This is a genomic window from bacterium (assembly GCA_026416715.1).
Taxonomy (GTDB): Bacteria; UBP4; UBA4092; order JAOAEQ01; family JAOAEQ01; genus JAOAEQ01.
In genome coordinates this window covers 13524-38100 of the sequence record JAOAEQ010000017.1, presented here as the reverse complement: position 1 = coordinate 38100, position 24577 = coordinate 13524, and the positions used below count along the sequence as shown (strand labels likewise).

Here is a 24577-nt window from a genome sequence, read left to right as displayed (position 1 = left end):
TCAGGATGGTAAGTTATCAGAAGGTAGATTTTAAGTGATGTATTGCGGTTAAGCTGTACCGAGCCGGTCGCAACCGTTAACAATGGGTAAAAAAGTTACCATCGATTACCAAAATGTAATTGGAGTTTACTGGAATGTATGGTATGCTACATTTGTTTAGAAATATTATTTTCTCTTGCTGAAGTTATTGATTCTGGATAACCATAAATTGTCTATGCAAAAAAATAATCAGAGGTTACCGAACTATGCAGCCGTTGCGTTAAACCTTCCGATACCGGAATTATTCCATTATTTGATTCCGGAAAATATGAAATCACAGGTTCGAATTGGGATGCGGGTTCGGGTTCCGTTCGGAAAGCGAAAAAAAATCGGATATATCGTTGCATTTCCGGATGTTCCGAAAGTGCGAGAACTTAAATCGCTCGAACGGTTGATTGATGCAGCACCGGTTATCGATGAACATTTACTCTCGTTAACCAAATGGGTTGCGGATTATTATGCTTGCGCTTGGGGTGAAGTGTTGAAATTAGTTACTCCCCCGGCTAGAAAAGCGAGATCGAAAAAAACGTTAACTGACTCGTCGCTACTGCCGTATAGTTTTCTAAGTTCGCATTCAGATTTATTTTCCCGCATTGAGGTTATCCCGCGCGAACCGCAACTACCGACGAGAGAGCAGCAGAGAGCACTCGATTTAATTGTTCAAAGCTTGCACGTAAATCAATTTAAAACCATTCTGGTGTATGGTGTTACTGGCAGCGGGAAAACTGAAATATACCTGCAATCAATTGCAGAATGCTTGAAACAAGGGAAATCCGCATTGGTGCTGGTTCCGGAAATAGCGATAACCTATCAAATCGTTAAACGGTTTAAAGACCGGTTCGGAAATAAGGTTGCAGTGCTCCATAGTGGATTAACACCATCCGAACGATATGAGCAATGGAAATCAGTTAAACGCGGCGATATTCGGATCGTCGTTGGCGTGCGCTCAGCCGTATTCGCTCCATTATACAACCTTGGACTCATTATTGTTGATGAAGAACATGAAACCAGCTATAAACAAGGGAATACCCCACGATATAACGCCCGCGATGTAGCGGTGCTCCGTGGGAAAATGCTGAATGCGACCGTCGTTCTCGGGAGCGCAACGCCTTCGCTTGAAAGTTATTACAATGCGAAAATAAATAAATATCAATTAGCTGAATTACCGAATCGAATTGATAATCGGTTAATGCCGAAATTTACCATAATTGATATAAAAGATGAAGTTCTAGCTGACCCGGAAGCGAAAATCGTATGTCGGCGATTACGAGAAGCGATTTCTGACCGATTAGCAAAAAAAGAGCAGACGATTTTATTCTTGAATCAGCGGGGATATGCGCGAATCGTTCTCTGTCGCGTTTGCGGGCATCGAGAACTCTGCGAAGATTGTTCGACAACCGTCACCTATCATTTAACCACTAACCAGCTGCAGTGCCATTATTGCGGGAAAACATATCCGATACCGAAACTCTGTCCGGAATGCGGTGGAAAATTGATACGGTATCTTGGGGTTGGAACCGAACAGGTTGAAACTGAAATGCGCCAGTTATTTCCAGAAGCGAACATCGCGCGGTTAGATATGGATATCCGGAAATCACCAGGATTATATGAAACCGTACTCGAAAATTTTATCCTTGGGAAAACCGATATATTAGTCGGAACCCAGATGATAGCGAAAGGAATTGATGTTCCGAATGTAACCTTAGTCGGCGTGATTAATGCGGATACCTCGTTAACCGCGCCGGATTTTCGCGGGGCGGAACGAACCTATGCCTTATTAACCCAGGTTGCTGGTCGTGCTGGTCGCGGGAATATTCCGGGCGAAGTTATCGTTCAGACCTTTTATCCGAATCATCCGGCGATTATTGCTGCTAAACAGAATACTCGGCATGAATTCTATCAATTCGAATTGAATAATCGGAAGAAACTGGTTTATCCACCGTTCCGGCATCTCGGATTAATTGTGGTTTCACATCGGAAACTCGAAACTGCGCGCTCGGTCGTAGTGAACCTAGCGGATTTGTTACGTGAGAATGTTCAGATTGATGAAACCACGAAATCACCGATAGTTGAAATATACGGTCCTGCGGTTGCGCCGATCCCGAAATTGCAGAAGAAATACCGGTTCCAAATCCTCTTGAAAGCGAAAGAAACGAGCGCACTCCGTGAACTCTACCAAACCAGTATTCTCCAACTTCCGCAACGAACGAAAATAGGCAATACTTCAATCACTATCGACGTTGACCCGATTCAGATGATGTGATTTATTTAGATTGGTAAGAAAAATAACTATGCAATTTGGATTTAATACGTTTAAAGAATATGATAAAGTAATTTATACATCAATCATATTGCCGCAATCGCGTTGATTATAACTGCGATATACTTTCAGCCCCGGTTTATTCAGGGCGGAGTAGCATATAAACTATCTCATATTGGTGGTGGAGAACCTACTCAAGGATTAATAAATAAAGTAATCAAAGAAAACCTCTTGGTAAATCGGAATTAGTTGCACTGCTTAACGAAGGGAATTCTCGGGCGAAAACCAATGCAGCGATAATTTTAATTAAAAAAGATTATCTAGATAAAGACAGTATGCATTTGATTTTCGCTCAACTTCCGCAGATATATGATAAACAGGTGGATTAGCAGCAATCCGATTCTAAATCCCCTTAAAATCAGAAGAGAGTAGTATCTTCTACAACCTTTATTAAACCGGTATACTTCAACTTTCGTGACGAATCAAAATTAGGTATTACCAGATTACCGTTGTTCTTGAACAAATAAAAAGATGAACGCCTGCAATTACAGTAGGGTTGCATTGAACTCTGCCGGAGCTCAATGCAAGTTCAGCTAATTCTAACCGATGGTCATAATTTTCATTTCCAATTGAAAGAACGAGAGTTATCCGTTCATTTTGAATTTTACACAAAACTTATATTGTATAATCAAGCTGGCTGACAGCCTGCGATACTCTAGCTAAACCAAACGAGTTTAGGATAAAATTAAATAATGCCCCAAAATGGGTAAATCAAACTTCGTTTTAGTAGTATGGTTATGGTCAAGGAGTTAGGTATCTAAGTGAAGTAAAGTAGGTATAAGAGTAACACTTAAGACCAACACCATAACTCACTACTTACTCTTTACCTAACTCCATGACTTATTTTACAAGCTGTTAGATCAATATGGATAAATCAAAAAAAGCGAAATATCTTATTGGTGTAGATTTAGGTGGGACGACGATTATAACCGTGGTTACTGATATCAACGGGAAAGTTATCGCATCAGTTAAATGTTTAAGTGAAGTGAAACAAGGTGTAGATGCGGTAGTCAACCGTATTGTTGATACCATTTATGCGACCGTAGCGAAAGCGAAAATTCAAATTAATCAGATTATCGCTATTGGAGTTGGTGCGCCGGGTCCGTTGAGTACTAAAACCGGCGTTATTATCGATGCACCGAATTTGGATGGCTGGGTGAATGTTCCTTTACGTGATATGGTGAAAAAAGCGTTTAGAAATACAATCCCAGTTTTCTTAGATAACGATGCGAATGCGGCAGCGTATGGCGAATTCTGGGTTGGTGCAGGGAAAAAGGTTTCGAATTTGATTATGTTAACACTCGGAACTGGTATCGGCGGCGGAATTATTATTGATAAAAAACTCTATCGCGGACCGGATGATACCGCCGGTGAACTTGGACATATATCGGTTTTCCCGAACGGACCGGTTTGTAATTGCGGGAATCATGGTTGTCTAGAAGCCATCGCCTCGGCAACCGGAATGGTTAATCGTGCGGTAGATGCGTTACGGCTCGGTAGGAAAAGTATACTCCGGGAACTGGCAGAGAATGATTTGAATAAGGTTACTGCAAAGATGATATATGATGCGGTGTTGAAAGGTGATACGTTAGCGAAAGATATTATGCGAGAGACCGGGCGGTATATTGGGATTGCGGCAGCGAGTCTGGTAAATATCTTCAATCCGGAGATGATAGTGTTCTCCGGTGGAATGATTAATGCTGGAGAATATCTATTTAATCCGATTCGGGAAGAAGTGAAAAAACGCGCGTTCCCACAACCAGCGAAACGGGTTAAAATTCTTCCGGCGAAACTCGGCGAATATGCCGGAGCAATTGGCGCCGCTGGAATTGCATTGAAAGAACTTATAGGCTAACCGCAAAAACGCAAAAAAGTTCTCTTGAGTGAATTTTTGGAATTATCGTAGCGTACTTAGCGGTTATTTTTTTATCCCTGTAGCTAGGATATGGAAGCTATTGAACAGAAAAAGAATATAGAATCCAAAAAATTTGATATCATAGTCGTTGGTGCGGGACATGCTGGCATAGAAGCGGCGTTAGCTGCTGCGCGGATGGGTTGCGAAACCTTGCTTCTAACCATCAATCTGGATACCATCGCGTTAATGCCATGCAATCCTGCAATTGGTGGTCTAGCGAAAGGGCATTTGGTGCGGGAAATAGATGCGCTAGGTGGCGAAATGGGGAAAGCTATCGATAAAACCGGAATCCAGTTTCGGATGCTGAATACAGCGAAAGGACCAGCAGTTCGGGCACCACGGGCGCAAGCGGATAAAGAAGCATATCGGCTGGAAATGACGCGAGTTCTCCAATCCCAGCCGCGATTGACAATCAAACAAGCGATGGTAGATTCTTTACTCGTTGAAGATAATCGGGTACGTGGTATTAGCACGCAAACCGGTCGGGAATATTATGCTGAAGCTGTAATCGTTTCAACTGGCACCTTTCTAAATGGGCTTATCCATATCGGGTTATCACAGTATCCCGCAGGGAGAGCAGGCGAGTTTCCTGCTATCGGGTTATCTGATAGTTTACGGTCGCTGGGATTCGAATTAGCGAGATTGAAAACTGGCACTTGCCCAAGGTTAGATGGACGAACGATAGATGTTTCGAGATTAGCTCGGCAGGATGGCGATGTTCCTCCGCCGAAATTTTCGTTTTCTACAAAAGAAATTAACGTTGTTCAGGTTCCATGTTATATAACTTTTACCACGCCGCAAACCCATGAATTGATTCGGAATAATCTTGACCGTTCACCGTTATATTGCGGAGTAATTAAAGGGCGGGGACCGCGATATTGCCCGTCAATTGAGGATAAAGTTATGCGGTTTCCAGACCGCGATCGGCACCAAGTTTTCTTAGAACCGGAAGGGAGAAATACCGTTTCGATTTATCCGAACGGATTATCTACCAGCTTACCAGAAGACGTGCAGATAGCATACTTGCGAACAATCCCCGGTTTAGAAAAAGTCGAAGTTATGCGACCGGGCTATGCAATCGAATACGACTTCGTTCCACCGACCCAACTTCTGCCAACATTGGAGACGAAACTTATTCAGAACTTATATTTCGCTGGACAGATTAACGGTACCTCCGGATATGAAGAAGCAGCGGCGCAAGGGTTGATGGCGGGGATTAATGCGGTATTGAAATTGCGCGGTGAACCGCCGTTTATTCTTGACCGGTCACAAGCGTATATCGGGGTTTTAATTGATGATTTGGTAACGAAAGGGACTCAGGAACCGTATCGGATGTTTACTTCCCAGGCAGAATATCGGTTATTATTACGGCAGGATAATGCGGATTTACGGTTGATGGACTATGGATATAAATTCGGATTGATACCAGAAGAACAATATCAAGCGTTTAATGAATATCGGTCTGCAATTGAGAAAGAACGAGAACGACTGAAAAAAACGTATGTTAAAATTCAAAATACCAAACTCCAGACTCCGGAGTTTGAAGTAGCGAGTTTAGAGCAATTATTGAAACGGCCGGAAATTCGATATGCGGAATTAATCCAGCTGAATCCGGAATCAGCGCAGGTTCCTGCGCCGGTTGCAGAACAGGTAACGATTATGACGAAATATCAGGGATATATCGACCGCCAGTTAGCGCAAGTCGCTCGATTTCAAGAGTTGGAACAGAGAATACTACCGTCGGATTTAGATTATTCATCGGTATCAGGGTTGAGTAATGAAGCGAAAGAAAAATTAAACAAAATCAAACCAATTTCTGTGGGACAAGCATCGCGAATTGCTGGAGTTTCACCGAGCGATATCACCGTACTTTTAATCCATCTCCAAGCAAAAAAGTAATATTCTCGGAAGAAGAAAGGAACGGAAGAACTAAACAACATCAGAAAAATTTTTCCGTGCTTTCGTTTTTAAGTTCTTCCGAGGTATTTTTAGTTATGCCGATTCTATTAATTGGACTCTATATCGCCTGTGAGTTGATAGCCAATGTCACTGCATCTAAACCGATTGCTATGGGGAATATCGTTGTGCCAGCAGCGGTATTCATTTATGCGTTAACCTTCACTCTGATAGATTTGATAAATGAGAAACTTGGGAAAAAAGGTGCGCAGCAGGTAGTATATGCCGCTTTCGTTGCGAATATCATCTTAGCAGCATATATTCAGCTGGTTATCCTTCTACCGCCAGCGAAATTTTATCCTCATAACGTTGCGTTTTCCAGTGTGTTGGGGTCAACGCCGCGAATCGTTTTCGCAAGTTTAGTTGCTTATCTTATCAGTTCGCTGATTGATACGGAAGTATTCGCTTGGTGGCGGCAAAACGTCGGAAAACATAAATGGGCGCGAGTGCTGATAAGTAATGCTGTATCAACCTTGATCGATAGTGTATTATTTATTAGCATCGCTTTTATCGGTGTCCTTCCGGTTGTTCCATTGATTACTGGACAATATATGGTTAAAATGGCGGTCACTTTTATTAGCATACCGTTAATCTATCTTATTCGACAGAGAAGACAATGAACGCAACTATCACAATCAATTTATTGTTAATAGAGACAGATTACGTTATAATTTTCAACGTAATGTGTGGATTTCATTGGAGAGATTTCATCCGTTTGAATCGGTTCCGATCAATCTAAAATTGTTTTATTAATGATGAGGTTATGCGCGTAACTATCAAACATATTGCGAAACGTGCAAATGTATCGCATACGACTGTTTCTCGCGTATTCCATCAAGACCCGAGAATAAGTGAGTCGACGAAAAAACGGGTGCTTCGCATCGCAAAACAGTTAAACTACCGCCCGAATATCATGGCGCGAGGTTTGGTTAAAAAACAGACGTTTCTTATCGGGTTAGTGGTTCCGGATATCATGTCATCATTTTTCCCGGAAATTATTCAAGGGATAGAAGAAGTTGCTGCAAAAGAAGGGTATAGTATTATTTTAAATACTTCAGAAGGCGATACAGAACGAGAAATAAAGTATGTTGAATTGTTGTTAAGTAAGGGCGTTGACGGGTTGATTATTTCACCGGTTTTCGGGAGTGATGTGATTGACTTAGATGAAATTATTTATCGAGAGAAGAAACCCGTAGTCTATATCGGTTCACGGGTTCAAGGAGTAAAAGGATTGTTTGTTAGTGTCGATGATGAAAAAATCGGATATACTGCAACGAAGCATTTATTACAACTTGGGCATCGGGATATTGTTCATTTAGCAGGAAACCCGCATGCGATGTTGAGCCGGCATCGGCTGGCTGGATTTCAGAAAGCGTTATGTGAATATAAACTTGACCCAAATGGAAAAAGAATTATCCAAAGCGGATTTACGATTTCAGCCGGCGCACAAGCGATGGAAAAAGTCCTGCAAATGTCACCACGTCCGACGGCAGTGTATGCAGTTTGTGATACGGTAGCGGTTGGTGCGATGCAGGTTATTCGAAACGCGAAATTAACTATTCCTAAAGATATCGCGCTAGTTGGCACAGATGATTTGAGTATCTGTGAATTGGTTGAAATACCGTTAACCACGGTATCACAACCGAAATATCAGATGGGCGCGATAGCCGCTGAGAAACTCATTCAGAAAATTAGCGGGAAACCAGTTAAAGATTCACTGTTGGAAACGGAATTAGTTATTCGCGAATCCTGTGGTGCGAAGAAAAAGTAGTTGTATGCATTGCATATGGGATTATCTGGATTGACGAAAAAACCGAAGAATAGAAGACCGAAAAGGCATCAACCCGTTCAGATTCACGTTGGTTTTCTTTCCATAATTTTCACTCTCGTTTTATTGTTTACGGTAAATAGTTGTATCACCGTTTTTTCAAAAAACAAAGGAACTCAGTATACTCAGCCGAAACTGATTGAACACCGTGGGGTATGGATTCGTCCTCCGAAAGATATAAATGAAATACCGAAAATTCTGGATGATTTAACCACCGCACGGTTTACCATGGCGTTTGTTGAAACGTTCTACCATGGATTTACTATCTATCCGAGCAGAGTTTTTCCACAACGGCCGGAGTATATCGGAAAAAATGTTCTTCAGACATTTATTAACGAAGCTAAGAAACGGGATCTTGAAATCCATTGTTGGCTGGAAATATTTTATTGGCGACCAAGCCCGGAAACGGATAATCCGCAAACGCCGCTTCTCGATGAACATCCGGATTGGTTAGATTTGGATATAAATGGTATAACGACTGAAAAATTCGAATCGAACCATTATTTTGTTAATCCATCAGTGCCTGCGGTTCAGCAGAAATTAAAAGAATTAGTTGCTGAACTCTGCTCAACCTATGCGATCGCTGGGATTAATCTCGATTATATCCGCTACGCTGCGGGAACCAGCCAATTCGGTTATAATGCTTATGCACTCGATAAATTTAAACGATTATATGCTTATGACCCGAGAACGATTGACCGAACTAAAGATACCGTTAAATGGCTAGAATGGTCGCGATTCCGAGAACAACAGGTGACGGATGTCGTAGCGATGATTAACCAAGAGATTAAGCAGAAGAATAAATCGGTGAAATTATCAGCCGCCGTTTTCCCAGATTATTATAAAAACCGATTTCATGATAGCCGATTGCAGGATTGGGCGACCTGGTGTCAGGAAGGATATTTAGATTTTTTAACTCCGATGTGTTATCGTTATTCCCTTGATGGGATTCAAGAAGAGATAAAAATATCGCAATCAAACTCTGGAGTTGTTCCGGTGTATCCGGGATTAGCAGTTCGTGCAGGAACGAAACATCCGGAGTTAACCCAGCAGATTCAACTTGCGCGAGATATGGGCTGTAACGGCGTAGTCGTTTTCTGTTATAGTTGGATGACTACGTTCCCCAATATTTTTATCGATCTTGGAAATATGAAATAAACTTCTGCACCTAACCGCTAAGGCATAAAGATACACAGAATATAATGGAGGTAAATAGTAGTGATTTTTATGTCTATGGTGAATTGAATCTATTAAACTTAACTATTTAACTATTTAACAGGAGGATACCCATGGTTATCGGAATAGTATTAATAGTAATCTTTTTAATCATGATGGTATTAATGTATCTGAATAAAATTTCTGCGTTGTTAGCGTTACCGCTTATGGCGATTCTATTTGCGATTATCGGCAGTATTCCGTTACTTTTTCTTGGCAGTAGCTATCAAGGTATAGTTCCGGAGACAGTTCAGCTAGCACCAGCAGAATCGCAAAACATAACGTTTAGTCTCTATAGTGAATCAACCGGCGGAACACCGTTATGGTCGGAAACGCAGTCGGTTAAAGTAACGAATAGGTCGTATTCAGTTATCCTAGGGAATAGTAGGACTATTCCTCGGCGGCTATTTGATGGCCAAACCTATTATCTTGGGATCCAATATGGTAAATCGGCTGAACTTACCGAACGGGAAGTAATCATTTTGACTTCATACGGCTCGCAAATCTGGACGAAATTGACGACGAGTGGATTGAGTAAATCGTTCAGTTACCTACGCGATTTAGCAGCGAATAATGATGTATTGAAAGTAGTTATCGGCGAAGGGTCATTGCGTTTGCATGAAGCGTATACGTTAGCATTATTCGGCGGGATGCTCGCGCTTTTCGTTCGGAAAAAAGGAATCGCAGAAGCGATCATCCGAATCGCAGCAGAGCTTGCGGGAGATAAACCGGTCGTTGTCGCTATTGTTATGATGCTGGTTACTGCCGGATTGTTTATCACGCTCGGGGGATTAGGTGCGATTATTATGGTCGGCAGTATTATCTTCCCGATTATGCTTTCGCTCGGGACGCCGCCGTTAATCGCTGCAGGGGTAATGTTAATTGGAGTTTGTGCTGGCGGCTCATTATTCCCTGGTAGCTGGGTGTTCTATGAAAATACGCTCGGGGTTCCAACCGATATCACCCGTGCTTTTGCAATCAAAATTGCCGGATTATACATTCTTATCGGATTAATTTTTATTCTTATCGGATTACGCAAAAAAAATATGGTGCATTATTGGGCAGAAGAAATTCAAACGGAGGAACCGACGAAAAAGAAAATCAGTATTCTAGCGCTCCTGACTCCGCTCGTACCGATCATTTTAGTTTTATTATTCAAGGTACCATTTTTTGCTGCGTTTATTGCCGGATTAATCTGGGGGTTAATCACTACTTGGGAGAAAGGAGCTATCAAATCGTTTACGCAAGCGCTGTTTGAAGGCGCAGAAAGTGTTCTTCCCGCAGTATTGTTAATGATTGGCATCGGGATGCTATTAAAATCGGTTACCTTGGAGACCGTTAAAGGATATTTACAACCGCTGTTATCGAGCATTATTCCCAGTAGTAGACTCGGATATCTTGTAGTATTCACTCTACTCGCACCGTTAGCGTTATATCGCGGTCCGTTAAATGTCTGGGGGATGGGTTCTGGACTTGCGGGGATAATGCTAGCGACGGGAACGTTACCTCCGCCAGCGATTATGGGATTATTTATATCCGTCGGTGCAATTCAAGGAGTTTGCGACCCAACCAATACCCATAATGTCTGGATTGCCAGTTATCTCGGAGTAGATGTTATCGCGATAACGAAAAAGCTCATTCCATATATCTGGGTTCTTGCAGCGATTGGGTTAGTCATTTCTGCAATGAGTTATTTATAATGGAACCGTTGGATTTCGGATTTCAATACTATGTCGTCTTGGCATTATGTTATAGATGAAAATAAGATAGCCGAAAATCGGATACATTTGGTTTCTCCGAAAGGTATCCCGATTTTATTGATTAAACAGCGCGAGCGGATGTATGCGATATCGAATATCTGCGCCCATATGGGGTGTCCGCTTCACACCGGGAAACTCGATGGATTTATTCTCGCCTGTCCTTGCCATGCATGGAAATTCGATATCCGCACAGGACAAATGGTCGAAGCGAAAGAAATCAAAATCCCAATCTATGCATTGAAACGAGAAGCTGGGAAAATATATATTAATTTGAAGGATTAAATACTATGAAAAAAGTATTTATTTATGCGTTAAGTACTTGTCCATGGTGTGAGAAGACCAAACAGTTTTTTGAAGAACGGAACATTCCATTTGACTATGTAGATTGCGACTTGTTGGATGAAGATGAACAGGAGCAAACGTTTCAGAAAATGTTGGATATTTCTGGGTCAACCGCAACTCCGGTTGTACTCATCGGGGATAAGGTTATCATTGGTTATCATCCAGACCAATTCCTAGAAGCGTTAGGATTAACGTCATAATACATTCAACGATGTAAATTCAAATGGTAAAACAGTTGTCGGTTTTTTGTTTTGAGACTAACCACCGGTAACTGCCGACTATAACATAACCGAATGAATTCTGAATCTCGGAAAAAAGCGTTGCGTTATTTCTATCAGAGAGTGGTTGAACCGTTAGGATATAAATTCAGTCCGGATACGGAATTAGTTGAATTTCTGCTCGAACAGGAAGTAAAATTAGAACAGAAACATGGTAGTCCCTATTGTCCCTGCCAAGGGTTAACCAAAGACCGAGAACGGAATCTACGGATTATTTGCCCATGTATTCCATATCATCGGGAACATTTTGATGTGATGAAACGATGTTGGTGCGGGTTGTTCGTTCATCAAGATGTGACCAATCCGGAGCAATTAGAGCAGATTTCGGCTGAAGAAGCGAAAAGGAGAATAGCTGATGTTCATTGAAGTAGCGAAATTATCGGATATTGCGCCCGGTGGATTGATTGCCGTTGAAGTCCAGGGGAAACGAATCCTGCTCGGGAATCTACAGGGCAGGATTTATGCAGTTGAAAATCGCTGCGGACATATCGGTGCACCGTTCCATACCGGCGGAACCCTTGATGGATATATACTCACCTGTCCATTGCATTTCGCCCAGTTCGATATCCGAACTGGAGAAGCATTATGCTTCCCGATGCTCCGCAATACCCCCAACCTAGAAACTCATAATCTAACTACTTACCCAGTTAAGATAGATAACGATTCTATTCAAATTGAAATATAATTGAGGTTTAATACATTACCCCAGTATCTTAAAACCCTTGGAGATACGGATAAAAACAAGAGCGGGTTAAAGCCGCTCTTGTTCCTCTACGGGATAACCCAACCGAAAAGAGATAGATAAATAGGTACATTAAGACATCAAAACGGTAATATATTTTGGTGTCTTTGTGCTGCGGTAGGTTGAATTTGTATTGTATTTTGCTAGAAAATGGGGTTATTTAGAAACCGAGGTTATAGTCGGTTTGCTTTCATTCGATACACGGTCTACTGCTGTTATTGCATACCGAATATCAGCTATTTTGATATCCGATGGTAGGGTATCAGCAAAACTCGTTAACGAAGCAGGCAGAATCGCGATAAGTTCCCAATTTGCCGTTCCGATTTGGCGATATATCGCCCACCGCCATAATGCGCGATCGTCTCGAGCGGATCTTACTGGTTTCCATTCGAGCTGCATGATAGTATTTCCTTTTGAAACTGCGGTAACCTGTGCGGGTTGCTCGGGATAATAATTCCGTTTCCATTCCATTGCTGGAACCAGCGCTTTTTGCGGATATATTTCTTGTTGGAATACTTCTTGGATTTTTCCGCGATTCCGAACTAATCCTTTTATGCTAAAGAAGATATTTCCAAGCGCTTTTTGTTCTCGAGTAATTTTAACCTGATTGACGATTTCGCGATTCGCTGCAGTCGTTGCGGTTGAACTTGCCGCCCGTGACCCGCCACCCCCGAGAATGTTCCCCGCATAGATATGCCGCGCACGAATGTTCTGCTGTAACCACCATTCGAGTAGTTTCGGATAACTCTGCCCAGGCGAATCAATCCGCCAATAGAGTTGCGGGGTGAAATAATCTACCCAGCCTTCTTGCAGCCATTTTCGCGAATCAGCATATAACGTCGCATAAGCATTCAATCCGGTTATTCCCGGCGGATATCCCGGTTGCCAGATTCCGAACGGGCTAATCCCGAATTTTACCCACGGTTTCTCTTTTAGAATCCCGAGATATACCTGCTGAACCATCGAATTGACATTCTCTCGGCGCCAATCATCTAATTTGAGTTTTCCACCTGCGCTCGTATATTTGCTATACGAATTGCTATCCGGAAATGCTTCTCCCGGAACCGCATACGGATAAAAATAATCGTCAAAATGTACGCCGTCAATATCATAACGACGAACCACATCAAGAATAACATTCACGGTATGCTGTTTGATTTCCGGTTCGCCGGGATCCATCCAATAATTCTGCCCATACCGATGAACATATTCAGGGTGAGTCTTCGAAATATGATTTGATGCGAAAGAAGCTTGCGAAGTAAACCCGGCACGATATGGATTAAACCATGCATGGAGTTCTAATCCACGTTTATGACATTCAGCAACTGCGAATTCTAGCGGGTCGTAATAGGGATCGGGCGCTTTTCCCTGTTCTCCGGTTAACCAGACCGACCATGGTTCGAGTTTCGATGCATAAAACGCATCTCCTGCCGGACGAACTTGGAAGATTACCGCATTTAAATTTAGTGCAGTACATAAATCGAATAGTTTGATTAACTCCTGCTGTTGTTCCTGAACTGGTAACCCTTTTCGCGATGGCCAATCGATATTATTAACCGTAGCTATCCATACACCGCGAAATTCGCGTTGCGGGAACGTAACTTGCTCTTGTGCTTTGCTTTTTCTTGCCATATCAGGAAAAAGAAGAATAACCAGCAATAATCCGAAAATAATTGTTCGCATAACGAGTAACCATTATCGCTAAAAAAAGCATCTGATGTCAAATGAAAACGAAACCAAATTTTATCAACTCAACTTTTGGTCTCTTTGTGTCTTGGTTAAGAGGTTATTTAACAAATCGGTATTTAATCAGTGTATAGAGTGAAGTAAACCCGTCTTTCCACCGGACTTTTTTCCCTTCATCGCGACTTCGTGGCGTATATTTTATCGGAATCTCGGTTATCTGAAATCCTTTTTTAATCAATTTCACCGCAAGTTCAACCGTGAAATTAAAATCGTTACTTTTAATTTCAATATCTTTCACAGCTTCTGCGCGAAATACCTGGTAGCAGGTTTCGACATCAGTTAATTTACTACCGTACAGTAGATTCACTAACCAGGTTAAAAACTTATTCCCGAATAGTTGTAACGGATTCATGTATCCGGTCGATTTGCCAAGGAACCGAGAACCGAAAACTACTTTCGCCGCATTCGATTCAATCGGTTGGATTAACGCCGGATAATCTGCAGGGTCAAGCTCCAAATCGCCATCCTGAAAAATATAGATATCGCCGGTAGCATGTTGCATCCCGAGTTTTAATGCTGCTCCCCGCCCGCGCGGTGCCGGTTCGTAGATAACTTTCGTATCCGGTTGGTTCGCTTCTTCTGCGAGAATCTCTTTGGTTCCATCAGTTGAATTGCCATCAACCACGATGATTTCTTTCTCAATTGGAACATTGCGAACCTTTTGCAAAATTTCACGAATCGTATTTTTTTCGTTATATACCGGAACTATGACTGATAGTTTCATTTTTATTAATAACGAAAAAACGGAATAACCAACAGTTCTTTCGTTCCTAAGTTTTTACGTCCTTAAGTCATACGGTATAATTATGTAATAAATATTATATCAAGAAGGAGTAGAGTTATGCCTAAAGAACGAGTAGCTTTAGCGCTTTATACCGTTCGCGATGAACTGGCAAAAGATTATATCGGAACATTAAAAAAAGTTGCGGAAATCGGGTATCCGGCAGTCCAGATTTCCGGTTCATGGAGCGGGAATTTATCCGCGCAAGAATTGAAATCTGTTTTAGCTGATTTCGGCTTAACCCCTGCGGGAGCACATGTCCCACTCGATAAATTAGAAAATGAACTGGAAAGTGTTTTAGAATTTCATAACCTTATTGGCAACAATTATCTTGTTTGTCCATGGATTCCGGTTGAAAGACGGCAAACGGTTGATGATTGGAAGAAAATAGGAGAGATTTTTAATCAAATCGGTTCTCGATGTAAAGCGCACGGATTTGAATTCGCATATCATAACCATAGTTTTGAATTCGTTAAATTTAGTGGGAAATATGCGTATGATATTTTATTCGAAACCTGTGCTCCGGATTTGGTTAAAACCGAAATAGATGTTTATTGGGTACACCATGGCGGAGAAAACCCAGCAGAATATATTCGGAAATATGCGGATCGTAGCCCGTTAGTGCATCTGAAAGATATGGCGAATGATGAAAAGCAATCGTTCGCTGAAGTTGGATATGGCATTCTCGATTGGGATGATATTTTCGCTGCGTGCCAAGAAGCGAAAATGCAATGGTATATCGTTGAACAGGATGTGTGTCAACGGTCAGTATTTGAAAGTATCAAGATGAGTTTAGAGTTCTTGAAAAGCAAAGGAATCGTATAGCGCAACCACAACACCTTAACCTGTTCCTTTACACTTTACGAATTTGGTATTTGAACTTTGCCAATGAATATTGAATCCCGCTATTGGGCTGTCGTGGTTGCCGTATCAAGCGCTCCTACGCTTTCTCCGTTTTTATCCTTATTGTTTCTCTGATATTTGAGCACAGCTATATTATGCTGTTGCAGCGTGTAACTAAATTCGTGCGTGCCATCGTTGCGGGAAACGAAATAGAGATATCCGCTCGGGTCTGGATGTAACGCCGCTTCGATCGATGATAATCCCGGATTACAGATTGGTCCCGGAGGTAATCCTCGATGTAAATACGTATTATACGGTGATTCGACCTGCATATCTTCTTTCGTTAACAGCTCTGTCGGTTTTTTAACAATATATCGTATGGTCGGGTCGCATTGGAGTGGCATGCCGCGTTTAAGCCGATTATGGAATACTGCGGAAATAAGTTTTTTCTCGCTTTCACCGCCAGTCTCTTTTTCGATTAATGACGCTAACGTGATTATCTGGTCGAGAGAAAATTTCGTATGTTTCTTAGCATTTTCATAAAGCGGGATAACCTGTTTATCGAATTCAACGAGCATCAAATCGATAGCTTTTTTTGCCGGAATATTCGGATAGAAACGGTAGGTATCCGGAAATAAGTATCCTTCCAGATTATTGCGCGAGATTCGATATCGAGCTAAATATTCCGGGGACTGCGCTGCGGCAATGAAATCTGTTGCGGTTACAATCGCCCGAGATTGCAAAAGATTAGCAATTTGTTCGAGATTATATCCTTCCGGAATAGTTACCATTGAACCGGTAGCTTCTGCTCCAACCTGTAACCGATTGACGATCTCAGCTAAACTCATCTGCGAATCGAGCTGATAGTTTCCGGCTTTCAGACTTTTCGAGGCGCCGCCGAGTTTAACATACAAAACGAATAACAGCGGTGAATTGATTAATTCTGCTCGCTCCAATAATAACGCTATTCCGTAGGTGCTGGTTTTCGGGGGGATAATAACCGTGCGCGAATAGTATTTACTATCGTAAGGGGTATAAATATTGATGTAGAGAATAATCAGAATATCAAGGAGCAGAAATATAATGATAGCTAAAATGATTTTATTTTTTCGTTTCATGCGCATCAAGATACCCCTGTAGGATTAATACCGCTGCGAGTTTATCGATCACCTGTTTCCTTTTTTGCCGGGATACATCAGCTGTAATAAGGGTTCGTTCCGCTTCTTTGGAGGTCAGCCATTCGTTCCAGGTATGAATTGGGATATCAATATGTTCTTGCAACAGCTGGATGAACCGTTGAACTTTATCCGCTTGAATCTGGAGTGTTCCATCAAGCCGTCGAGGTAACCCAACCACAATTTCAGTAACCTTATTTTCTGCAATAATATTTTTAATTTCTCGAATATCTTTTTCTTTTGACATCCGATGGAGAACTTTTAACGGAACCGCAATATTTCCATCGCCAGCTGAAATAGCCACGCCGATACGTTTTTCCCCAACATCAAGACCGAGAATAGACATAATGAAACGTAGAAAGTAGTATAAGATTAATCAGTGTCAAATGGTTTAATCCCAAAGTATCTCATGTTGCAATGTGTCAAATTGGGTTTTAATTTAACATTTCGCATTGACATTATCTCTGCATCATCTGTTTAACGAATTCAGGAACCTGGGATAACGCCTCATCTAATTTCGCTGGATTTTTCCCGCCTGCCTGAGCAAGGTCAGGCCGACCACCGCCGCCACCATCAACTATCGCTGCAATTCGCTGGATTAATTTTCCCGCATGAACCCGATTGGTTAAATCTTTAGTAACCAGCGCAATTAAGTAAACTTTATCCGCTAAACTCGACCCGAGAACAGCTACCGAATTATGCAGTCTGGCTTTTAACTGGTCAGTTATACTCAATAATGTTTTCTGGTCACCATCTTTTATTTTCTGAGCAATAACTTTGATACCATTAGTTTCAACAGCTGATTGCAGGATTGATTCTAAATTAATTGAGGTCTTCTGCGTTTTAAGTTTTTCAATTTCTTTATGTAGTTGTTTAGTTTCAGCGACTAGCGATTCAATTCGTGAATATAGTTTATCTGGCTCAGATTTAACTAATTCTGCGGTATCAAATAGTATCCGTTGCATTTTTTTCAGATAGTGAAATGCGGTTTTTCCGGTAACCGCCTCAATTCGGCGAACTCCGGCGGCAACAGCACCACTGCTTACAATAACAAATAAACCAATATCACCAGTCCGCGCTACATGGATTCCACCGCACAGTTCAATCGAAAAATCCGCAACTTTAATCACGCGAACCAATTTCCCATATTTCTCACCAAATAAAGCGATTGCACCAAGCCGGTTCGCTTCCTCAACCGACGAAATCAGTGCTTTAACTGGGAGATTGTTTTGAATTTGTTGATTAACAATTTCTTCAACGCGATTAAGTTCTTCTTCGGTTAGCGCTTGATAGTGAGTAAAATCGAATCGGAGTCGGTCTGCAGCGACTAACGAGCCAGATTGATGCACATGGTCACCGAGCACGCGACGTAATGCAGTATGCAGGAGATGCGTAGCCGTATGGTTTCGTGCGGTGTTATACCGTTTTTCACTATCAACGGTTAAAAGATAGTTTTCTCCAACGTTAACTTTTCCTTTTTGAATGTTCACCTGATGGATAATTGAATTCCCAACTTTTTTGACCGTAGTAGAAACTTCAGCTTTAGTCCCTTTTCCTTTAGTGATACATCCGGTGTCTCCAACCTGTCCGCCGGATTCTGCATAAAACGGGGTTCGGTCAAACACAAGTTCAACCGTCTCGTGGGGTTCAGCCGATTCAACAATTTGTCCGTTTTTAATTATCGCGAGTAGTTTTGCATGAAGCTTTTCTTTTTTATACCCAAGAAATTCCGTATCCCCGAATTGTTTCTGTATCTGATGATAGACATCAGATACTTTCTGTTCACCGGAACCAACCCATGCAGCTCGAGCTCGTTCCTGCTGCAGAGATAATTCAGCGTTAAATCCGGATTGGTCAACGGTAAGTTGATTTTCTGCAGCAATATCCATAGTTAAATCTAATGGGAACCCATACGTATCGTAGAGTTTAAACGCAATTTCTCCAGGAATAACGGTATCCCCAGTTTGTTTTAATTTATTGATCCATTCATCCAGTAGCGCTAATCCTTGGTTGAGTGTGGTTTCGAACCGTTTCTCTTCCGTAAGAATAATGTTTGAAGTATGTTGCCAGCGCGTTCGCAAGTCCGGATACGTATCCTGCATCAACTCAACCACTTCGCCGGCTACTCGATATAAGAACGGTTCTTCTATTCCCAATAATTTTCCATGGCGATAGGCGCGACGAAGAATCCGACGGATAACATACCCGCGTCCTTCGTTCGAAGGGAGAATACCTTCACTGATAGCAAAGGTTAACGCACGACTATGGTCAGCGATAACCCGAAACGATATATCGGATTTCGCATCACTTCCATAGCGGATATCCGTAAACTCATGAATGTAATGAATTAGCGGTCGAAATAAATCTATCTCGAAGTTGCTCCGTACTCCTTGAACAATTGCTGCGGTTCGTTCTAATCCCATGCCAGTATCAATATTTTTCTTGGGTAAGGGAAGTAAAGTTCCATCCGCTTGACGGTCAAATTGAGTGAAAACCAAATTCCAGAACTCAAGGAACCGATCGCAATCACATGCTGGAGAACAATTCGGTTTCCGACACCCTACATTTTCTCCTTGGTCAATCAGAATCTCAGAACAGGGTCCACAAGGACCTGTTTCACCCATCTGCCAGAAGTTGCTTTCCTTCCCTAATCGGACAATCCGATTTGCCGCTACACCAGCTTCTGTATGCCAGAAATTAAACGATTCATCGTCATCGGTATAAATTGAAATCCATAATTTTTCTTTAGGCAGATGCAATTCTTCGGTAACAAACTGCCATGCCCAGCGAATTGCTTCCTGTTTAAAATAATCGCCAAATGAAAAGTTACCGAGCATTTCAAAAAAGGTGTGATGGCGAGCGGTACGACCAACATTTTCTATATCAGAGGTTCGTAAACATTTTTGACACGAAACAGCACGGGTATATTCGAGGTTAATCTTCTGCAGAAAATGGTCTTTAAACTGCACCATTCCAGCACTGGTAAATAATAACGTTGGGTCATGCTTTGGAATTAACCCATCGCTGGGTACTAACGTATGTCCATACCGTTGAAAAAACTCTAAGAAACGTAACCGGATTTCTTTCGTAAGCATAAAACGCTCCTGGCGCTATAAACACATAATGCTGAATGCCAATGTCTTCTCATTGACTATTCAGCATTATACTATAGAATTATGCTAATCTTCGCAAATATTTTTATGCTATAAATACTCGCTTAAATAGATAGATGATTAACCAATTAACTTAAGATAAAACTATGGTAGAGGTTGATTATACGATGATATTTCTTTAAATCAAAATTAAGCACTGTTACTATATATTCCCTATACGATAGCTATGAAGAATGGTGGACAGGGGAGGATTCGAACCTCCGAAGGCATCGCCGGCAGATTTACAGTCTGCTCCCTTTGACCGCTCGGGAACCTGTCCTCGATATTTAGCGTATTATTGTACCACGAAACAACAAAAATTTAAAATGATGGAGCCGGCGGAGGGACTCGAACCCCCGACAGGCTGATTACAAATCAGCTACTCTACCATCTGAGTTACGCCGGCTGATATTGCGAATAAAATGCCGTTCCAATAGCAATATTGGAACGGCATCTCAATATTATTTTACTCGATATCCCTATTCTCCGCAAGATAGTAAGTATCCTTACTATGGCATTTTCCCCCGTGACCGTCCTGGCATTCCACCCATAGCTCCCATACCCATCAATTCCATCATACTGTTCGCTTTTTTGTATCCAGCAGGAACTTCAAACATATCCGTGGTTGCCGCATTCAACTTAATATTTTTCCATTCTATCGTCATCTTTTTATTATCCTGTATCATTTCATATTTAATTACCAGATTCTGTAAATCGGTTGCTTCCCAAATCGTGCCGGTATGTTTTTCGCCAGTTTTTTTATTAGTAATCGTTACGGTATATTTGACGCACGGATGTTTATCGATTGTTTCTGTACCAACCTTCACCTTATCTATTTTATAGTTGGGATCACTCTCGAACATTGCCGGGTCAGATTGCATCTTATTTTCTTCCCAGACATTTTCAAAATACATCTTTGTCGCAGGGTTAAGCATAATATTCTTTTTTACATCAGCGCGAACGATATGAATCATTTTGCCCATTTCACCTATATTCATTTCGGTGCGGATTTTCTTGCCATCGCGTGCATAATTCGATTGCATGGTATCCATAACCATCATTGCGGTATAATTAGTTGGTTCAGCAAAACAAATTCCTATGCTAAAAAGTATACTCAACCAACATAGCAGCATAAGTCTAACCTTCATAAAATCCCACCTTTCATTTTATACAGCATTAATTGTATCTAATTGCAACATTATTCTACTGGAATTTTATAGATTCAGCAAGCGGAAAATCATTGACACTACTTTTCAAAGTTCGCTATAATGCTACCATTAAATTATATACGATCTTCTGCGGTTAACGGAGGAGGAAATATGGCAAATACGTTTCCAGTCATAATCTTAATCGGTCGTCCAGCGGCTGGCAAAAGTGAAGTGATTGATTATCTGAAAAAGACACCGATCGAAGAACGCAAACAACGGTTTCATATCGGGGCATTTGTTGAAATCGATGATTTTCCTTATATCTGGGATTGGTTTGAAGAAGATGATATTCTCGAAAAATATGGTAAAGAACGATTACATACGCGGTCGGATTATTATTTTAAAGATGAATTTTTATGGAACGTTTGTATTGAAAAAATCAACAATGCGTTTGCTAAAAAACTGCGCGATAATCCGAATTTCCTCGAAGAGAATACCGCCATCATTGAATTCGCGCGCGGCGGTGAAAACGCATTTGCAGAAGCATTTTCCTATTTATCCGAAGCGATCTTACAACATGCGGGAATTTGTTATATTAAAGTATCTTATGAAGAATCCTGCCGCAAGAATCGGCGCCGTGCCCGGAAAGGACTAGAGGATAGCGTTTTATACCATTCGTTACCAGATGATAAGATGGAATATTACTATAAAATTAACGATTGGGATAAGATTGCACCTGGTAATGAAGGTTTCATCGAAATTAAAGGATATAAAGTTCCGTATGTCGTTTTCGATAACGAACCGGAAAAAACCGATGACCCTGCAAAACTTGGACCGGCGTTAGAAGATGTTTTCGGTCGGTTGTGGAACCTAATGAAAAAATAACTTTTTTCAAAAGAGGATTAAATGTATGGGTAAAGTGCAAGAAGGTAGTACTCGGCAACTAATAACATTTTGTGCGTGGTATTTCTTTTTGTATGTTATAACGGGAGTCGCCGTAAAATATTTCACCGGACCAGCAGATAAAGGATTGCTTGGGGTCGGCGAAATGGAATACTTGGTATATAACACGATAGGTGGTAGTTTAATTTGTTTAGCGATAGTATTTCTCTACCGCTGGTATCGGCTCAAATCGAATCAGTTAGTTCCATTCGGGAAATGGAAAATTCCAGTAGAGATTTATTACATCATACCTTCCGGAATCTGCACCGCAGTGGTTATTCCCACGACTACCTTGATGTATCTGTTGCCGATTTCGGTTATGGTTGCGATGGTAATTATGCGCGGAAGCATAATTGTGATCAGTCGAATTATTGATGCGATTCAAATTAAACAGGGTATCCTCCATAAGAAGGTTTATTGGGAGGAAGAAGTAGCGGTGATTTTTGCGATAATTGCGGTAAGTGTCCATATTATTTTTGGTAAAAAAGCTGGTGGATTTGATTTTTTACATTCGCCGGCAGCGATGGCAATTTTAGGCAGCTATTTAACGGCATATTTCATCCGTCTCTATATTATGAATTACTTTCGGAATACTCGCGGGAAAGGTGTCCCGCAAGATAATAAAGGATTTTTTGCCATTGAACAAATTGCTGCTTCATCTACGATGTTCATTGTAGGATTAATTTTATTCTATCTGGTACGTTCCGATGCGAAAGCAGTTGTTCTCTATCAGCAAGCACTTAGCAATCCAACAAAATATTGGCCTTGGGAAATCGCTTCCGGTTTACCCTATGGAATTCTAGCGTTCTTTTCAGTATTTTTGTTTATGTTTAAAGGACGAACCGCAACTTTTGCTGGACTATCAAATCGGCTAACCTCATTGGTTGCGGGGACAACCGCGACGTTGTTATTTGCAGTTATTTTCGGCGGTAAATATCCTAAAAAAGAAGACTGGATATCGTTAATTTTCATTTTTATCGCTGTCGGCTTCTTAGCGAGAGCGGAAAAGAAACGAATTGCAGAATTGAAAGCGCAACAAGAATTAGGCTAGATTATCGGGTAATACCAAGAATCGTGAGAACGGAAGAACAAAAAACCAGGTAGTATCGTGAGTTCTTCCGTTTTTGATTTTTTTTGTTGGTTTTCCTATCTCTCATCTGCGGGAATATACGCAGATTTGAATTCTTTCGGTCGTTTCACCGGATACACATCAACCAATTCATATTTTCGACTTCCAAACCCCAGTTTTTCTAATTCTTGCACCACAATATACGGGTCTTTATATACCCCATGAATTTTCTGTAACGGGTGACCTTTAACCCTCGGTTGATATCGCATTTCACCTGGTAGATTTTCTGCTAAAATTTTATGTGGTTTTAATAAATCTAACGATGCTTGTTCAATTGCTACGATATCATCTGAACCGAGAATACCAATATCCGGTAAAATTGGCATTCCAGTGAATCCAAAACAATCACAAACCGGCGTAACGTTATTGATGAGATTAATGAAAACCCGTTTTTCCGGTCTGAACGTTGATAAAACTAATCCCGCTGCAATAGCACACGCTACCTGAAACGAAGCAAATAACTCCGGCGATAGTTTCAATGCGCCATCCGGTGCGACTTTCAAACATTCAAAACATTGATTGCACGGTTCAAAATGCAAATGCAATTTATGCGAGTCTTTCTTATCAAAAACCAGTGCTTGCATCGGGCACGAGTCAATTATTTTCTGCATCGTTTTTCTATCCGAACATTGTTCTGGAAACCAGTAGGGTTCGAAATGAACGACATCATGTATGTTCGCCCGTGTTTCACCGATAAATCCTCCAAGAGCCAAGTTTTTAATGGCGCCGCCATAACTGCATGAAGGATGCCCTTTAACATGCGCGAAATCTATAAGAAACGTGGCATCGTGAATAAATCCGCCCATTTTCCATTCTTGAATGTTTCGATATACTTTTTGGAAAGTATAGAAATATTTTTCCTGTAAACCAGAGATTGGATACACCGGACATCCGAGAGTTTCGGTAGAATATCCGCGTTCGGCTGCAGAAATTGCTGACCGAGTCGTATCGGTTACAAATGGTTTTCCGCCACCATCTTTCACCGCTTTAACCACCTTTCTGACAAAAACCGGATGTATGGTCGAATAGCCGACATTACCACCCAGATGCATTTTGATGGCAACGATTTCGTTCTTTACTCGGTCGCGAATCGCGAGTTTATCGAGAATTAAATCTAATTTAGCTGGTAAAGTTTCTTCTGCTTTTAATTGATACTGTTTAGCGGAACCAAAATATACTTTGTTAGCCATATCGTTTCGTCCTTTCTATCGATAAAACATCATATAAAGATAAATAATACCACAATAAACTGTCAAGTGATATTGT

21 protein-coding genes and 2 tRNA genes are annotated in these 24577 nt (G+C 41.3%); 14 read left to right on the top strand and 9 right to left on the bottom strand.

What is annotated here, in order from left to right:
• The first annotated feature begins 214 nt into the window (after positions 1–214).
• The 11 genes from priA (at position 215) to N3A72_08185 (ending at position 12338) form a co-directional block, all read left to right on the top strand.
• Positions 215–2302: a primosomal protein N' gene (gene priA, locus N3A72_08235; protein MCX7919578.1), complete on the top strand. Its 2088-nt coding sequence runs from the start codon at positions 215–217 to the stop codon at positions 2300–2302.
• Positions 2303–3224: 922 nt separating this feature from the next.
• Positions 3225–4214 (top strand): ROK family protein, encoded by a 990-nt coding sequence (locus tag N3A72_08230; GenBank protein MCX7919577.1) that lies wholly within the window; start codon positions 3225–3227, stop codon positions 4212–4214.
• Positions 4215–4304: 90 nt separating this feature from the next.
• Positions 4305–6173 carry a tRNA uridine-5-carboxymethylaminomethyl(34) synthesis enzyme MnmG gene (gene mnmG / locus N3A72_08225; protein MCX7919576.1) on the top strand — a complete coding sequence of 623 codons (1869 nt, stop codon included), beginning with the start codon at positions 4305–4307 and terminating at the stop codon, positions 6171–6173.
• 95 nt (positions 6174–6268) lie between these two features.
• Complete coding sequence (locus N3A72_08220; GenBank protein MCX7919575.1) at positions 6269–6850, top strand: queuosine precursor transporter; 582 nt, start codon at positions 6269–6271, stop codon at positions 6848–6850.
• Between the two features lie 143 nt (positions 6851–6993).
• A complete protein-coding gene (locus tag N3A72_08215) occupies positions 6994–8001 on the top strand; it encodes a LacI family transcriptional regulator (protein MCX7919574.1) in 1008 nt (335 codons plus the stop codon).
• A gap of 15 nt (positions 8002–8016) precedes the next feature.
• On the top strand, positions 8017–9216 hold the full coding sequence (locus N3A72_08210) for a family 10 glycosylhydrolase (GenBank protein ID MCX7919573.1): 1200 nt from the start codon (positions 8017–8019) through the stop codon (positions 9214–9216).
• A 131-nt stretch (positions 9217–9347) separates the two neighbouring features.
• On the top strand, positions 9348–10973 hold the full coding sequence (locus N3A72_08205) for a citrate transporter (GenBank protein ID MCX7919572.1): 1626 nt from the start codon (positions 9348–9350) through the stop codon (positions 10971–10973).
• 30 nt (positions 10974–11003) lie between these two features.
• Positions 11004–11315, top strand: coding sequence for a Rieske (2Fe-2S) protein (locus N3A72_08200; GenBank protein ID MCX7919571.1), 312 nt, complete (start codon positions 11004–11006; stop codon positions 11313–11315).
• 5 nt (positions 11316–11320) lie between these two features.
• Positions 11321–11575, top strand: a complete 255-nt coding sequence (locus tag N3A72_08195; GenBank protein MCX7919570.1) for a glutaredoxin family protein — start codon at positions 11321–11323, stop codon at positions 11573–11575.
• Between the two features lie 93 nt (positions 11576–11668).
• Positions 11669–12019 carry a ferredoxin:thioredoxin reductase gene (locus N3A72_08190; GenBank protein ID MCX7919569.1) on the top strand — a complete coding sequence of 117 codons (351 nt, stop codon included), beginning with the start codon at positions 11669–11671 and terminating at the stop codon, positions 12017–12019.
• A complete protein-coding gene (locus tag N3A72_08185) occupies positions 12009–12338 on the top strand; it encodes a non-heme iron oxygenase ferredoxin subunit (protein MCX7919568.1) in 330 nt (109 codons plus the stop codon). Before N3A72_08190 ends, N3A72_08185 begins: the two co-directional genes overlap by 11 nt.
• 213 nt (positions 12339–12551) lie before the next feature.
• Here the strand turns inward: N3A72_08185 and N3A72_08180 are convergent, their stop codons facing one another.
• On the bottom strand, positions 12552–14078 hold the full coding sequence (locus N3A72_08180) for a family 10 glycosylhydrolase (protein ID MCX7919567.1): 1527 nt from the start codon (positions 14076–14078) through the stop codon (positions 12552–12554).
• 103 nt (positions 14079–14181) lie between these two features.
• On the bottom strand, positions 14182–14865 hold the full coding sequence (locus N3A72_08175) for a glycosyltransferase family 2 protein (GenBank protein ID MCX7919566.1): 684 nt from the start codon (positions 14863–14865) through the stop codon (positions 14182–14184).
• Between the two features lie 117 nt (positions 14866–14982).
• Between N3A72_08175 and N3A72_08170 the strand changes: the two genes are divergently transcribed.
• Complete coding sequence (locus N3A72_08170; protein MCX7919565.1) at positions 14983–15747, top strand: sugar phosphate isomerase/epimerase; 765 nt, start codon at positions 14983–14985, stop codon at positions 15745–15747.
• Between the two features lie 80 nt (positions 15748–15827).
• Here the strand turns inward: N3A72_08170 and mltG are convergent, their stop codons facing one another.
• The 6 genes from mltG to N3A72_08140 form a co-directional block, all read right to left on the bottom strand.
• Positions 15828–16883, bottom strand: a complete 1056-nt coding sequence (gene mltG / locus N3A72_08165) for an endolytic transglycosylase MltG (protein MCX7919564.1) — start codon at positions 16881–16883, stop codon at positions 15828–15830.
• A complete protein-coding gene (ruvX, locus tag N3A72_08160) occupies positions 16867–17286 on the bottom strand; it encodes a Holliday junction resolvase RuvX (protein MCX7919563.1) in 420 nt (139 codons plus the stop codon). Before ruvX ends, mltG begins: the two co-directional genes overlap by 17 nt.
• 112 nt (positions 17287–17398) lie before the next feature.
• Positions 17399–20035 (bottom strand): alanine--tRNA ligase, encoded by a 2637-nt coding sequence (gene alaS, locus N3A72_08155; protein ID MCX7919562.1) that lies wholly within the window; start codon positions 20033–20035, stop codon positions 17399–17401.
• 252 nt (positions 20036–20287) lie between these two features.
• Positions 20288–20372, bottom strand: a tRNA-Tyr gene (locus N3A72_08150).
• A 50-nt stretch (positions 20373–20422) separates the two neighbouring features.
• A tRNA-Thr gene (locus tag N3A72_08145) sits at positions 20423–20498 on the bottom strand.
• Between the two features lie 103 nt (positions 20499–20601).
• On the bottom strand, positions 20602–21240 hold the full coding sequence (locus N3A72_08140; protein MCX7919561.1) for a DUF4412 domain-containing protein: 639 nt from the start codon (positions 21238–21240) through the stop codon (positions 20602–20604).
• Between the two features lie 171 nt (positions 21241–21411).
• Between N3A72_08140 and N3A72_08135 the strand changes: the two genes are divergently transcribed.
• Complete coding sequence (locus N3A72_08135; GenBank protein ID MCX7919560.1) at positions 21412–22125, top strand: hypothetical protein; 714 nt, start codon at positions 21412–21414, stop codon at positions 22123–22125.
• Between the two features lie 25 nt (positions 22126–22150).
• On the top strand, positions 22151–23233 hold the full coding sequence (locus N3A72_08130; protein MCX7919559.1) for a hypothetical protein: 1083 nt from the start codon (positions 22151–22153) through the stop codon (positions 23231–23233).
• Positions 23234–23328: 95 nt separating this feature from the next.
• Here the strand turns inward: N3A72_08130 and N3A72_08125 are convergent, their stop codons facing one another.
• On the bottom strand, positions 23329–24501 hold the full coding sequence (locus N3A72_08125) for a DUF362 domain-containing protein (GenBank protein ID MCX7919558.1): 1173 nt from the start codon (positions 24499–24501) through the stop codon (positions 23329–23331).
• Between the last annotated feature and the right edge of the window lie 76 nt (positions 24502–24577).

What these genes read in the sequence shown, in the direction of transcription:
- priA (MCX7919578.1), top strand. Translation starts at nt 215, where the DNA reads ATGCAAAAAAATAATCAGAGGTTACCGAACTATGCAGCCGTTGCGTTA.
- N3A72_08230 (MCX7919577.1), top strand. Translation starts at nt 3,225, where the DNA reads ATGGATAAATCAAAAAAAGCGAAATATCTTATTGGTGTAGATTTAGGT.
- mnmG (MCX7919576.1), top strand. Translation starts at nt 4,305, where the DNA reads ATGGAAGCTATTGAACAGAAAAAGAATATAGAATCCAAAAAATTTGAT.
- N3A72_08220 (MCX7919575.1), top strand. Translation starts at nt 6,269, where the DNA reads ATGCCGATTCTATTAATTGGACTCTATATCGCCTGTGAGTTGATAGCC.
- N3A72_08215 (MCX7919574.1), top strand. Translation starts at nt 6,994, where the DNA reads ATGCGCGTAACTATCAAACATATTGCGAAACGTGCAAATGTATCGCAT.
- N3A72_08210 (MCX7919573.1), top strand. Translation starts at nt 8,017, where the DNA reads ATGGGATTATCTGGATTGACGAAAAAACCGAAGAATAGAAGACCGAAA.
- N3A72_08205 (MCX7919572.1), top strand. Translation starts at nt 9,348, where the DNA reads ATGGTTATCGGAATAGTATTAATAGTAATCTTTTTAATCATGATGGTA.
- N3A72_08200 (MCX7919571.1), top strand. Translation starts at nt 11,004, where the DNA reads ATGTCGTCTTGGCATTATGTTATAGATGAAAATAAGATAGCCGAAAAT.
- N3A72_08195 (MCX7919570.1), top strand. Translation starts at nt 11,321, where the DNA reads ATGAAAAAAGTATTTATTTATGCGTTAAGTACTTGTCCATGGTGTGAG.
- N3A72_08190 (MCX7919569.1), top strand. Translation starts at nt 11,669, where the DNA reads ATGAATTCTGAATCTCGGAAAAAAGCGTTGCGTTATTTCTATCAGAGA.
- N3A72_08185 (MCX7919568.1), top strand. Translation starts at nt 12,009, where the DNA reads ATGTTCATTGAAGTAGCGAAATTATCGGATATTGCGCCCGGTGGATTG.
- N3A72_08180 (MCX7919567.1), bottom strand. Translation starts at nt 14,078, where the DNA reads ATGCGAACAATTATTTTCGGATTATTGCTGGTTATTCTTCTTTTTCCT.
- N3A72_08175 (MCX7919566.1), bottom strand. Translation starts at nt 14,865, where the DNA reads ATGAAACTATCAGTCATAGTTCCGGTATATAACGAAAAAAATACGATT.
- N3A72_08170 (MCX7919565.1), top strand. Translation starts at nt 14,983, where the DNA reads ATGCCTAAAGAACGAGTAGCTTTAGCGCTTTATACCGTTCGCGATGAA.
- mltG (MCX7919564.1), bottom strand. Translation starts at nt 16,883, where the DNA reads ATGAAACGAAAAAATAAAATCATTTTAGCTATCATTATATTTCTGCTC.
- ruvX (MCX7919563.1), bottom strand. Translation starts at nt 17,286, where the DNA reads ATGTCTATTCTCGGTCTTGATGTTGGGGAAAAACGTATCGGCGTGGCT.
- alaS (MCX7919562.1), bottom strand. Translation starts at nt 20,035, where the DNA reads ATGCTTACGAAAGAAATCCGGTTACGTTTCTTAGAGTTTTTTCAACGG.
- N3A72_08140 (MCX7919561.1), bottom strand. Translation starts at nt 21,240, where the DNA reads ATGAAGGTTAGACTTATGCTGCTATGTTGGTTGAGTATACTTTTTAGC.
- N3A72_08135 (MCX7919560.1), top strand. Translation starts at nt 21,412, where the DNA reads ATGGCAAATACGTTTCCAGTCATAATCTTAATCGGTCGTCCAGCGGCT.
- N3A72_08130 (MCX7919559.1), top strand. Translation starts at nt 22,151, where the DNA reads ATGGGTAAAGTGCAAGAAGGTAGTACTCGGCAACTAATAACATTTTGT.
- N3A72_08125 (MCX7919558.1), bottom strand. Translation starts at nt 24,501, where the DNA reads ATGGCTAACAAAGTATATTTTGGTTCCGCTAAACAGTATCAATTAAAA.